General features: G+C 74.1%; 11 protein-coding genes. 6 read left to right on the plus strand and 5 right to left on the minus strand.

Going from position 1 to position 12568, the window contains the following annotated elements; all coding sequences use genetic code 11:
• Window positions 1-2283: LLM class flavin-dependent oxidoreductase (locus E1265_RS23820; RefSeq protein WP_132933046.1), on the plus strand; the 2283-nt coding region annotated here is incomplete at its 5' end.
• 535 nt (window positions 2284-2818) lie between these two features.
• Here E1265_RS23820 and E1265_RS23830 read toward each other — a convergent pair.
• The 4 genes from E1265_RS23830 to E1265_RS23845 form a co-directional block, all read right to left on the minus strand.
• Complete coding sequence (locus E1265_RS23830; RefSeq protein ID WP_132933047.1) at window positions 2819-4030, minus strand: ABC transporter permease; 1212 nt, start codon at window positions 4028-4030, stop codon at window positions 2819-2821.
• Window positions 4027-4683 (minus strand): ABC transporter ATP-binding protein, encoded by a 657-nt coding sequence (locus tag E1265_RS23835; RefSeq protein ID WP_243741061.1) that lies wholly within the window; start codon window positions 4681-4683, stop codon window positions 4027-4029. Before E1265_RS23835 ends, E1265_RS23830 begins: the two co-directional genes overlap by 4 nt.
• 83 nt (window positions 4684-4766) lie before the next feature.
• On the minus strand, window positions 4767-5942 hold the full coding sequence (locus tag E1265_RS23840) for a peptidoglycan-binding protein (protein WP_132933049.1): 1176 nt from the start codon (window positions 5940-5942) through the stop codon (window positions 4767-4769).
• Entirely contained in the window at window positions 5939-6469 is a 531-nt protein-coding gene (locus tag E1265_RS23845) for a hypothetical protein (protein ID WP_132933050.1), read from the minus strand. Before E1265_RS23845 ends, E1265_RS23840 begins: the two co-directional genes overlap by 4 nt.
• 135 nt (window positions 6470-6604) lie before the next feature.
• Between E1265_RS23845 and E1265_RS23850 the strand changes: the two genes are divergently transcribed.
• The 3 genes from E1265_RS23850 to E1265_RS38215 are packed head-to-tail and all read left to right on the plus strand — an operon-like array spanning window position 6605 to window position 9325.
• On the plus strand, window positions 6605-7366 hold the full coding sequence (locus E1265_RS23850; RefSeq protein WP_132933051.1) for a response regulator transcription factor: 762 nt from the start codon (window positions 6605-6607) through the stop codon (window positions 7364-7366).
• Complete coding sequence (locus E1265_RS38210) at window positions 7356-8402, plus strand: hypothetical protein (RefSeq protein WP_207931183.1); 1047 nt, start codon at window positions 7356-7358, stop codon at window positions 8400-8402. The genes E1265_RS23850 and E1265_RS38210 overlap by 11 nt, the downstream gene beginning before the upstream one ends.
• Complete coding sequence (locus E1265_RS38215; protein WP_207931184.1) at window positions 8333-9325, plus strand: ATP-binding protein; 993 nt, start codon at window positions 8333-8335, stop codon at window positions 9323-9325. Before E1265_RS38210 ends, E1265_RS38215 begins: the two co-directional genes overlap by 70 nt.
• On the opposite strand, the gene E1265_RS23860 is transcribed toward E1265_RS38215, so the two are convergent.
• Window positions 9267-10376 (minus strand): amidohydrolase family protein, encoded by a 1110-nt coding sequence (locus tag E1265_RS23860; protein ID WP_132933052.1) that lies wholly within the window; start codon window positions 10374-10376, stop codon window positions 9267-9269. The genes E1265_RS38215 and E1265_RS23860 overlap by 59 nt on opposite strands.
• Window positions 10377-10619: 243 nt before the next feature.
• Between E1265_RS23860 and E1265_RS23865 the strand changes: the two genes are divergently transcribed.
• Together E1265_RS23865 and E1265_RS23870 are read left to right on the plus strand one after the other, a co-directional pair.
• The gene (locus tag E1265_RS23865) at window positions 10620-11480 is read left to right on the plus strand and encodes a sigma-70 family RNA polymerase sigma factor (protein ID WP_132933053.1); all 861 of its coding nucleotides are present in this window, start codon (window positions 10620-10622) and stop codon (window positions 11478-11480) included.
• A 141-nt stretch (window positions 11481-11621) separates the two neighbouring features.
• The coding region (locus E1265_RS23870; RefSeq protein ID WP_132933054.1) for a serine/threonine-protein kinase at window positions 11622-12568 on the plus strand (947 nt) is incomplete at its 3' end.

Genomic DNA, 12568 nt, shown 5'->3' on the forward strand with positions numbered 1-12568 from the left:
CCCCAGCACCGGACCCCCCAGCACCGGACCCCCCAGCACCAGAACGGCCGGCACGTGGTGGACCTGGCGGTCCTCTCCGAAGCGGCCGGTCTCGACCTGGTCACCTTCCAGGACCACCCCTACCAGCCGGCGTTCCTCGACACATGGACCCTGATCAGTTGGGTCGCCGCCCGCACCGAGCGGGTCCACCTGTCCGGCAACGTCACCAACCTGCCCCTGCGGCAGCCCGCGGTCCTGGCCCGCTCCGTGGCCAGCCTCGACCTCCTCTCGGGCGGCCGGATCGACCTCGGCCTGGGCGCGGGCGGCTTCTGGGACGCCATCGAGGCCATGGGCGGCCGCAGGCTGAGCCCCGGCGAGAGCGTCCAGGCGCTCAGCGAGGCCATCGACGTGATCCGGGGCGTCTGGGCGGCCGAGGAGCGCGGCGCGCTCCGCGTCGACGGCACGTTCCACAGGGTCGTGGGCGCCAAGCGGGGCCCCGCGCCCGCACACGACGTGCCGATCTGGCTGGGCGCCTACAAACCCCGCATGCTGCGGCTGATCGGCGAGAAGGCCGACGGTTGGCTGCCCAGCCTCGGCTACCTGTCCTCGCCGACCCTGCGCGAGGGCAACGCGATCATCGACGAGGCGGCCGAGCGGCACGGCCGCGATCCACGCGAGATCCGCCGCCTGCTCAACATCTCGGGCGCCTTCGGCACCTCCGCCGACCAGCTCCAAGGCCCGCCCGAGCAGTGGGTGGAGCAGCTGCTGCCGTTCGTGTTGGAGGACGGCGTCAGCACCTTCATCCTCGGCTCCGACGACCCGCGAACGCTCCAGATCTTCGGCCAGGAGGTGGCCCCGGCCCTGCGCGAGCGGGTCGCCGCCGAACGCCGCTCCGCCGGCACCCCCACCGGTGGCGTCCGTCCGGCCGCCGCCCTCGCCAGGCGCCGCGCCGGCATCGACTACGACAGCCTGCCCGCCGCCCTCCGCGAGCGGGCCGTCGAACCCGGCGACCGCGAGTACCCCGGGGTCCGCTCCACCTATCTGTGGCACGGCTCCCCGGGGCTGGTACTGCGCCCCACCACACCGCACGAGGTCTCCGAGGCGCTGCGCTACGCCCGCGCCCAGGACGTGCCGCTGGCGATACGCAGCGGCGGCCACGGCATCAGCGGCCGCTCCACCAACGACGGCGGCGTCGTCCTCGACCTCGGCGCCCTGAACGACGTCAAGGTCCTCGACCCCGAGCGCCGCCTGGTGCGCGTCGGCGCCGGCGCCCGCTGGGGCGAGGTCGCGGCCCGACTGGCCCCGCACGGCCTCGCGATCAGCTCGGGCGACAGCGGCGATGTCGGCGTCGGCGGACTCGCCACCGCCGGCGGGCAGGGCCTGTTCGGCCGCTCCTACGGGCTGACCATCGATCACATCAGGGGTGCCGAGGTGGTGCTGGCCGACGGTTCCGTCGTGCGCGCGGACGCTGAGCGGCATCCCGACCTGTTCTGGGCCCTGCGCGGCGCCGGCGCCAACATGGGCGTCGTCACCTCGTTCGACATCGAGGCCGCCGAGCTCCGCGACGTCGTCTTCGCCCAGATCCTGCACGACGCCACGGACACCGCGGGCTTCCTCCAGGCCTGGGGCGAGGTGAGCGAGACCGGCCCACGGGAGCTGACCGCGTTCCTCATCCTCATGCGGCAGGGCGGGCGGCCGATCGCGCAGACCTACGCCGTCTGGGCCGGCGACGACACGGAACGAGCCTCCAAGGCCCTCTCGCGCTTCCTGCCCATCGCCCCCGTCCTGAACCAGGACGCGCGACTCCTCCCGTACGCCGCGGTCGTGGCCCCCACGCACCAGCAGCACCACGGCGCCGCCGCCTTCCGCGGCCATGGCGGCCTGGTGGAGCACCTCGACGCCGCCACCGCGTCGGTCATGGCAGGCCTGCTCGACCGCAGGGACGCCACGTTTCTCCAGGTCCGCACCGTGGGCGGCGCCGTCAACGACGTGCCAGCCGAGGCCACCGCCTACGCGCACCGCACGCAGAACTTCTCCCTGTCCGCCGTGGTCAGGCCGGGCCACGAGGAGCGGGCGGAACAGGGCTGGCGCGCGCTCCCCCTGACCGGTCTCTACCTCAGCTTCGAGAGCCACGGCCACGCGGCGGCGCTGACCAGGGCCTTCCCACCCGCCACCCTCGACCGGCTGCGCGCGGCAAAGGGCGTCTACGACCCGGAGAACGTCTTCCGGAGCAACTTCCCCGTCAGCCCGGGCGGCGCCCGCGACGAGGTCGGCACCCGGGTCCCCGACGGCCGGGCGGGGTAGATTCCGCCGCCTCCGGGAACGCAGGTCGGCATGACCGCGCTCCTCAAGCAGCTCGTCGAGGCCCTGCGGGGCGACGTCGTCCGCGTGCTGTCGGAAGGCGGTGACGGTGAACGGCGGGTCGGTGTTCGGTGTCGATCGCCCGCCTCGACCACTTCAACATCCGCACCCCCGACATCCCGGCCGCCCACGCCCACCACACCTCCCCGGGCTTCGGCTGCCTTCACCGGCGGCGCCGGCCCGCGCCCGCACCACGTGGGAGTGGCCACGCACGAGTCGCACCAGGTGCTGCGCGTCGCCGACATCTTGGATCGTCCACGACGACCGCCGCCGCGACTTCTGGGGCAACGCGGTCATCGAGTCCTGGTACAAGGAGGCCACCACGGTCCTCGACCTGGCCGGGCGCCCCCTGCCCGTCACCCCGCCCGGCTTGACGAGTCCGCCGTCCAGGTGGGCGCGGACGGCCTGGGCTGACCGAGCGGAGGCCCCGGCCGCTGGGCGCGAGGGATGGCAGGGGCCTCCGTACGGCGGGCCGCCGCTACGCCGTGGACAGGGCGGCGGTCGGGGGCATGCGGGCGGCGCGGGCGGCCGGGTACGCGCCGGCCAGTGCGCCGACGAGAACGGTCGCCCCGGTCGCGCCGCCGAGCACCCACAGGGGCAGGGCGAAGGGCCACTCGCGGCTGGCGGCGAAGGCCATGGTCACGCCGCCGCCGATGATCGCGCCGCCGATCCCGCCGAGACCGGCCAACAGCACGGACTCGCCGAGGAACTGACGCCGGATGTGGGCCCGGGTGGCGCCCAGGGCCCGGCGCAGGCCGATCTCTGAGCGCCGTTCCAACACCGCGATGACCATGGTGTTGGCCACCCCGATGCCGCCGACCAGCAGCGAGACCCCGCCGAGGGCGAGCAGCAGCGTGGTGAGGGTCTCGTCCGCCGCCTCCTGCGCCGCCAGCGCGTCCGAGGGGCGGGAGACCACGACCTCCGACGGCAGCTCCGGGTTGACGGTGGCGGGCAGCAGTTGGGCGACCTCCTCCACGGCGGACTCCTCCGACCGCTCGTAGAGCGTGGACGGCGTCACCTCGTCGCCCGTCAGCTCCTCGGCCGCCTCCCAGCCGATCAGCGCCGAGGAGTCAAGCTCGGGCGCGAGCGCCACCGGGTCGAGGATGCCGACGACGGTGAACCACTCGCCGCCGAGCCAGACGTGCACGCCGCCGTTCGCCCGCTCCTCCGAGATGCCGAGCAGTTCGGCGGTGGTGGCCCCCAGCACCACGGTGGGGTAGGAGCCCAGCGCCGCGTCGAGCCATCGGCCGGCGGCCACGGTGCCGCCGACCGTGCCGAGCAGGTCGGTGCGGGCGGCGTTGACCGCGATGGAGTTGGTCTCGGCCTCGTCGATCTCGTCGTTGCGGTACACCGCGGTGTCCGCCAGCGTGCCGACCGCCGTCACGGACGTCACCTGCTCCAGCCGGTTCACCATGTCCACGCTCTCGGCGGGGAGTTCGGCCTGCCCGCCGGTGAACGCCGAGCCGGGCGTGACGGTCAGCAGGTTGGTGCCGAGCGCCCGCAGCCGCTCGTTGACCTCCTCCCGGCTGCTGGCGGAGATGCCGACGACGGCGACCATGGCGGCGATGCCGACCGCGATCCCGAGGGCCGACAGCACGACCCGCAGCGGACGGGCCCGCAGCCCTGAGGAGGCGACGCGCAGCGTGTCACGGGGCCGCAGCCGCGAGGGCGCGGGGGTGGCGGCGCTCATGACGGCACCGCCGCGGCGCGCTCCGCACGCTCGGCGCGTTCGTCGGACTCGATCCGCCCGTCGCGGATGTGGACCTGCCGCGGCAGCTGGGCTGCGACGTCGTGGTCGTGGGTGATGACCACGATGGTGGTGCCCGAGTCGTGCAGCTCGCGCAGCAGCCTCAGCACGGCCGTGCCGGAGGCGGAGTCCAGCGCGCCGGTCGGCTCGTCAGCCAGCAACAGCGACGGCCTGCCGACCAGCGCCCGGGCCACCGCGACCCGCTGCCGCTGGCCGCCGGACAGTTCGTGCGGCCGGTGGTGCACCCGGCCGGCCAGGCCCACCCGCCCCAGGGTCTCGCGGGCCAGGCGGCGGCGCCGCGCCAGCGACGCGCCGGTGTACAGCAGGCCGTCGGCGACGTTGTCCAGCGCCGTCACTCCGGGAGAGAGGAAGAACTGCTGGAAGACGAAGCCGATGCGGCGGGCCCGCAGCGCGGACAGCTGCCGGTCGGTCAGCTCGCTGACGTCGTGGCCGTCGATCCGCACCAGGCCGGAGTCCGCGCGGTCGAGGGTGCCGAGCACGTTCAGCATCGTGGACTTGCCGGAGCCGGAGGGGCCGACGATGCCGACCATCTCGCCGGCCTCGATGCGCAGGTCCACGCCGTCCAGCGCGCGCACCGGCGGTTGCCCGGGGTAGACGCGCCGTACGTCCCGGAGGTCGACGACGGTCCGCCCGAACGCCGGTGCGCCCGTGTTCGTGCTCACCGGCCAGCCACCCCCACGACCGTGCCCTCCGTGACGCCGCCGCCTGAGACCTCGACCCTGCCGTCCGCGAACAGGCCGGTCTCGACCTCGACCACCTCGGTGGTGCCGTCGGCCGCCACCACCTCGAGGCCGTAGGCGCCGGCGGACAGCGCGAGCAGCGCGCTGACGGGCACCGCCAGGACGTTCTCGCGCTCGTCGACCTCGATGACCACGTCGAGTGGCGTGCCGAGCAGCGACTGGTCGACCGGCTCGGACAGCCGGACCTCGACCTCGGCCACGGCGTCGTCGGCGCCCGCGGCCTCCTCGGCGGCGGCCGCGCCGCCCGCCCCGGAGCCGGTCGCGGCGGGCACGACGTCGGAGGCCGTCACGGTGCCGGGGATCGCCCGGCCGTCCGGCAGTTCGACGGTCACCTCCGTGTCGACGGCGAGGAGCTCGCGGTCCTCCATGCCGGCCTCCAGGCTGACCATCTGGTCGGATCCTGTGACGTCCAGCACGGGGGCGCCCGGGCTGACCTGCGCGCCGACGTCCACGTGGAGGGAGTCGACGCGGCTGCCGGCCGCCAGGAAGACGACGGACGACACGGGCACGAAGCCCGTCTCGGCCGCGCCGACGTCCTCCTGCCAGGCGCGGACGGCGTCCTCGGTGGCGCTGGTGAACTCCTCGTCCACGGTGAACCCGTCGTAGCCGAGCCGGGTGAGGTTGTCCTCCAGCTGCTCGACGTCCGTGCCGGCGTCGCCGACCCGTAGGTCCCGGAACATGGGTAGCGAGCCGAGCAGCGCGGTCACCAGCTCCTCGTCGACGCGGTACAGCTCGGTGCCGCGCTCGATCTCGGCGTCGGCCTCGGCGAGCGCGGTGACGGTGCCCCGCCCCGTCGCGGAGACGGTGTGCGGCTCGCCGTGGCCGAGGGTGCCGCCGAAGCTCCGGGTGACCGCGAGGGTCTCGCGGCTCACCTCGGCGGTGGCGGTGGGCCCGGCGGCGGCGTCGCCCTGGTCCGCGCTGGCGTCCTGGCCGACGAGCCAGTAGCCGGTGCCGGCGCCGGCCGCGGCCAGCACGAGGGCGCCGAGGGCCAGCCCGCCCAGGCGGGAACGGCGCCGGCGCCCGGGCCGCTCCTCGTCGGGGGTGGCCGTCGCGTCCGTCGCGTCCGTCGCGTCGGTCGGCGGAACGCGGCTCACTGGCCACCCCCGGACGGCGGGCCGCCGAACATCATGGGCGCGCCGGCCGCCAGCGGCTGGCACTCCTCCATCGCGGCCTGGAACTCCGCGCCCTGGGGGTCGGCGTTGGCGGGCATGCCAAGACGTCCGTTGGCGTCCGGGTCGGCCATGTCAATGTCGTTCTCCCGCATGCACTCGGTGAAGGCGCGCAACGACTCGATCTGCTCGGCGGTCAGGGACTGGCCGCCGCCGGGGCCACCGTTCGGCAGGACGTCCTGGCAGGCCTGCATGGCGGCCCGCACCTCCGGGTCGTTCTGGCTGCCCTCCGGGAGGCGGATGGCCATCTGGTTCGGGTCGGGGTCCTCCAGCTCGACGCCGTTCTCGCGCATGCAGTCGTACCAGTCCAGGGTCGCCTCCTGGTCCCGCTGGCCGTTCCCACCGCCGCTGCCGGCCGCGAGAGCGTCCTCGTCGGTGTCCTCGCCGCCTCCGCAGGCGGTCAGCCCCAGCGCCAGCACGAGTGCCGGCAGGGCCAGTCTGATGTGTCGCACGGTGGTCTCCCTGAGCCGTGGAGTGGGTCGGCTGACGGGGCCGAGAGTGCCGACGGGTTGTCAGGTTCCTGTTAGATCCCGGTCAGACGGCCGTTTCTTAGCTGACTCTTACGCGTGGAGACGGACGCTTGTGCCATGCCCGCCCGCATCCTCATCGCCGAAGACGACCGCAAGAACGCGGACCTCGTCCGCCGCTTCCTGGAGCGCGAGGGACACGTGACCGCGATCGTGTACGACGGGCGCGCGGCCATCGAGGAGGCCCGGCGCTGCCGCCCCGACCTGCTGGTGCTCGACCTGATGCTGCCGCACGTGGACGGCCTCGACGTGTGCCGGGTGCTGCGCTCCGAGCCGTCCGGCGGGACCGAGATCCCGATCATCATGCTCACCGCCCGCGCCAGCGAGGACGACCTGCTGGTGGGGCTTGCCCTCGGCGCGGACGACTACCTCACCAAGCCCTACAGCCCGCGGGAGCTCGTTGCCCGGGTCCGTACGGTGCTGCGCCGGTCGGCTCGCTCCACCGCCGCCGTGCCGGAGGTGTACCGGGTCGGCGACCTCGCCATCGACACCGCGCGCCACGAGGTGCGGGCGGCGGGCCGGGCGGTGGAGACCACCCCGGCCGAGTTCAACATCCTGGCCTGCCTGGCCGCCTCGCCCGGGCGGGCGTTCACCCGGCAGCTGCTGCTCGAGCATGTCTCCGGCTTCGGCCGGGACGCCACCGGCCGCACCATCGACGTCCACGTGATGAACCTCCGCCGCAAGATCGAGCCGGTCCCGACCCGGCCCCGGTACCTGCTGACGGTGTACGGCGTGGGCTACAAGCTGGCCGAGGAGCAGCAGCCGGACGCCGCGGCCGAGGTGCCGGCGCCGGAGCGGCCTGGTCGGTGGGATGCGTCGTAGCCTGCGGCTGCGTCTGCTCGGCCTGTCGCTCACCGTCGCCTCCCTGTCGGTCGTCGCCACCGCGCTGCTCGCCACCTACGGCACGGGCACCCAGCTGCGCGAGGAGATCGAGAGCAGCGCCTCGCTGCTGGAGGCCGACAGCCTCATCCGCGACTCGCTCCTCGACTACGCCAGCGAGCACAGGGACTGGGACGGCGTGGCGCCGCTCGTCGTCGACCTGGCGCTCAGGACCGGGCGGCGGATCGAGCTCACCACGCCCGGCGGCGTGACCATCGCCGACTCCGCCGCGCTCCTCGGGCAGGGCGACGTCGGGCGGCCGTCCACGCCTTCGGCGCGCGTCGACGCCGCCGACCCGCCCGACGCGCCGACCGGCGTCCAGGGCGGCACGGACCCCGGGGCTTCGGCCAGGTCCGGCGCCGCCCGGCTGATGATCGCGTACAACGGCTGGCAGCTGACCGAGGCGGAGCAGGGCGAGCGGCAGCGGTTGGTCGACCAGGCCGTCGCCTGCCTGGCGGAGCGGGGCATCGACGCCACCCTGGTCGACTCCGACACGGCAGGCGGCTGGCCGTCGAGCCCCGACAACCGGCTGTTCGTCTCCAGCGGCGGCCCGAGCCTCTCTGAGGCGGCGGCGGACGCCTGCGTGCCGGAGGGACTGAACGAGCCGAGCGCCGTCGCGCAGGAGGTGAACGCGCGCGCCGTGGCGCTGGCCACCGCCTGCCTCGACGCGTCCGGCCTCGACCACGAGGTCGTGACCTCCGCCTCCGGCCTGCGCCTGGTCCAGCCAGGGGCGAGGGCGGCGGGCAGCCGAGCCGTTCCGCGGCCTGGGCTGAGTGCGAGGAGTCCGCGCGGATCGAGGCGACCCGGCCCTATGTCGCGCCACCTGCCGAGCTCTACCTCGGCACCAGCGACCGGTTCGCACCGTTCTCCGCCGAGGGCTGGTGGCGCACGGCCGGCACCATCGCCGCCGTGCTGCTCGCCGCGACCGCCATCACCGTGCTCGCCGTGCGGCGCGTGGTGCGGCCGATCCTCGCGCTGACCGGGGCCGTCCATCGGATGGAGGCGGGCGACCGCTCCGCCCGCGTGCCGGTGCGCGGCAACGACGAGGTGACCCGGCTGGCCGACGCGTTCAACGCGATGGCCGCCGCCATCGAGGCCAACGACCAGCAGCGCAGGGCCTTGGTCAGCGACGTCGCCCACGAGCTGCGCACCCCGCTGGCCAACGTCCGCAGCCACCTGGAGGCCGCCGAGGACGGCGTGATGCCGCTGGACACCGAGCTGATCCGGTCCCTGACGGAGGAGGCCGCCCTGCTTGAGCGGCTCGTCAGCGACCTTCAGGACCTCGCCCTGGCCGACGCGGGCATGCTGCGCGTACACCCCGAGGAACGCGACGCGGCCGACCTGGCCGGGCAGGCGGTGGCGGCCCACCGGGCCCGCGCCGAGGCATCCGGCGTCGCGGTGCGGGTGGTCGGCCCGGACGAGCCGGTCCCGGTCTATGCCGACCCGGCCCGGCTGCGGCAGGCGCTGGGCAACCTGGTGGCCAACGCCGTCACCCACACCGCCGCGGGCGGCCGCGTCGAGGTGGGGGTGCGCCGCGCGGCCGACGAGGTGGTGCTCACCGTGACCGACACCGGGCGCGGCATCGCGCCCGAGCACCTGCCGCACGTCTTCGACCGGTTCTACCGGGCCGATCCCTCGCGCAGCCGCAGCACCGGCGGCAGCGGCCTCGGCCTGGCCATCACCAGGCATCTGGTGGAGGCGCACGACGGCCGGGTCGAGGCGAGCAGCACGCCGGGCCGTGGCTCGGTGTTCACCATCCGCCTGCCGTACGCCGCGCCGTCCGCCGTCGGCTCGCCCCGGCACGAGCACGGGGTCGGCCGCCCCCGGCCGGTGGGTGGGTCAGTCACGCTCCACAGCGGACCCCACGACGCCAGACGCCGGCGATCGCGCTGGTCGCGGTGATGTCGGTGGTGGGGTCGCCGTGTACCAGGAGCAGGTCGGCACGCAGGCCGGGGGCGACGCGGCCCCGGTCGGTGAGCCCGAAGTGGCGGGCCGGCACGCTGGTGGCCGCCGCGAGCGCCTCCTCGTTGCCGAACCCGGCCTCGGTCAGCAGCACGAGTTCCCGATGCATGGTGGAGCCGTGCGCGGGCCCGAACGGGGTGGCGTCCGTGCCGGCGAGCACGCTGACCCCGGCGCCGCGCAGGGCCCCGGCCGCCCGAACGGCGTTCTCCGCTCCGAGGTCGGCCGCCTCGTAGTACGTGAGTGTGCTGACCACGAACACGCCCTGCGCGGCGATCCTCCTGGCGACGCGTTCGGCCTCCGCGCCGGTGTCGCGGTAGACGTGCGCCAGGCCGTCGACCCCCGCGTCCAGGGCGACCTCGACCTCCCGCAGGGTGATCGCGTGCGCGATGGCGCGCAACCCGGCGGCCCTGCCGGCACGGACCAGCGCGGCGACGGTGTCGGGCGACAGCACGGGCAGCGGCGTCCCGGACTCGACCCTGCCGTCGATGACGATCTTCAGGTAGTCGGCGCCCTCGGCCACCCGGTCGGCGACGAACCCCTCGGCCTCACCGGGATCTGCCACGGTGTCGAACTCGACCCCGGGCGCCAGCTGGGTGGGGTGCCCGCCGGGGGCGGTGGCGAGCACGCCCGCGCTGCGGAGGTCGGCCACGTCGTCCCGCTCGGCGGCCAGCCTCCGTTGCTCGGCCAGGGTTTCCGGCAGGCAGAACATGTCGAGCTCGGTGGTGACGCCGAAGCTCAGCGCCTGCGCGAGGTTTCCGTCATCGACGTGCGTGTGCGCGTCGATCAGGCCGGGCAGCAGGGTCTTCCCCGACCCGTCCACCACGACGTCGGCGTGCCCGCCGTTCAGTCCGGCGATGCGGTCGCCGTCGATCAGCACGTTGGCGCGAGGCACGGTCCGCCTGCCGTCGAACAGGCGAACGTCGCGGATCAGCGTGCGCCCGCGCCCCTGCTGTTCGTGTCGTCGGCTCTCGGCCGAGGCGGTCGCCCCCATCGCCGCCACACCAAGCACACTCGCCGTGCCCAAACCGAAGTCACGCCGGGAAATCATTCCGCTCCCCCTGTCCTGGATCGTTGTCTCTCGGGATCGTTGTCTCTCGGGATCGTTGTCTCTCGGGATCGTTGACGACGCGAACCAAGAGGGGAGCCGGAGCCACGAGTGTGACATAGCGTGATGTGCGTCACAGTTGGGCGCCGGGAGGTCACACGTGGACCGCCTCGGAGACTCTCAGCTGCGATGAGCGATTCAACCGAGGTCTTCGTCGAGCACCGGGAACTGCTGTTCTCGGTGGTCTACGGCATGCTTGGCACCGTCGCCGACACCGAGGACGTGCTGCAGGAGACGTTTCTGTCGTGGGCGTCGCGATCGGGCGGCCCGGTCGAGAACGAACGCGCCTATCTCGTGCGGATCGCGGTCCACCAGGCACTCGCCCGCCGTGCCGCGATCGGCCGGCGCAAGGAGACCTACGTCGGGCAGTGGCTGCCGGAGCCACTCGTCGAGGAGGACGGCGACCCGGTCGTCCGCGCCGAGTCGTACTCGATGGCGCTGTTGGTGGTGCTGGAGACGCTGACGCCGCTGGAACGTGCGGTCTTCGTCCTGCACGAGGTGTTCGGCTACGCGCACACCGAGATCGCGGAGATCCTCGGCCGCCGCCCGGCCGCGATCCGCCAACTCGCCCACCGCGCCCGCGAGCACGTGCACGCCAGGCGCCCGCGGTACCGGGCCGACCCGAAGGTGTGCCGGGAGGTGACGAAGCGGTTCCTGGACGCCGTGGTCGGCGGAGACCTCGAGGCGCTGCTGCGCGCCCTGGCGCCGGACGTGACGCTGTGGACGGACGGCGGCGGCAAGGGCCCCGCGTGGAGCCCGCATCCGGTGCACGGCCGAGAGCGGGTCGCGAAGCTGTTCGCCGCGATCCACCCCCGCGTGCTGGCGCGTCTCGACGTCCGCCACCGCCGGGCCGGCGGGGACTCCGCGGCCGTGCTGTTCGTCGACGGCTCGCCGCTCGCGGTCTTCGTCCTCGACCTCACCCCGTACGGCGACCGGGTCAGCCGGATCTACTCGATCACCAACCCGGACAAGCTGCCGCGGATCGGCTGAGCGCGGACGGCCTTCTGACGGTCGTTCACCGGAGAGCGGTCATCGGCGGGCGGAACCAGTACAAGTCCCGCGCACGTCCCGTGATACTGATCGGTAAGACCGCAGAAACACTGGGACCGACGACGAGGGCACGGGGGCACGTTGAAACCACTGGAGCCGGACGATCCGCGAATACTGGGTCAGTACCGGCTGTTGCGGGTGCTGGGCGCCGGAGGCATGGGGAAGGTCTTCCTCGGGCGTTCGGCCCAGGGGCGGACCGTGGCGGTGAAGCTCATCCACCCGCAGCTGGCCCTCGACCCGGACTTCAGGCACCGCTTCCAGCGGGAGATCGCCGCCGCGCAGCGGGTGGGCGGCGAGTGGACCGCGCCCGTCCTCGACTCCGACACCGAGGGGGAGATCCCGTGGGTCGCCACGGGATACATCGCGGGCCCGCCGCTGTACGACATCGTGACCCAGTTCGGCGTACTGCCGGAGCGCACGCTGTGGCGGCTGGCCGAGGGACTGGCCCTCGCGCTGACGGCCATTCACGACAGCGGCCTGGTACACCGCGACCTCAAGCCGTCGAACGTGCTGGCCACGGTCGACGGTCCCCGCGTCATCGACTTCGGCATCGCACGCGCCGTCGGCGGCAGCGTTCTCACCAGAACGGGCGCGGTGGTCGGCTCGCCAGGCTACATGTCCCCCGAACAGGTCAGAGGCGAAAAGCTGGACCCCGCAAGCGACGTCTTCAGCCTGGGCGCGACACTGACCTACGCCGCCACCGGCGCCGGCCCCTACGACACCGAGGACGGCGCGGCCCACGCGCTCATGTACCGCGTCATCAACGAGCCGCCCAACCTCCGTCACCTCGCCGGCCCGCTGCGCGAACTGGTCACCGCCTGCCTGGCCAAGAACCCGGGAGAGCGCCCGGCGCCCCGGGAGATCGCCGCGGCGGCGCGTGCCCACGGCACCAGCGGCCCCTGGCTCCCCGCGAACCTGATCGACCAGTTGCTCCGGGACACGGTGCAGTTGCTGTCCATCGAGGAGCCCGCGCGGGAGCCGGCAGCCGACACACCACCGCCGGCACCACCCGGCGCCCCGTCCACCGC

The organism is Streptomyces sp. 8K308 (assembly GCF_004348315.1).
Classification (GTDB): Bacteria; Actinomycetota; Actinomycetes; order Streptomycetales; family Streptomycetaceae; genus Streptomyces.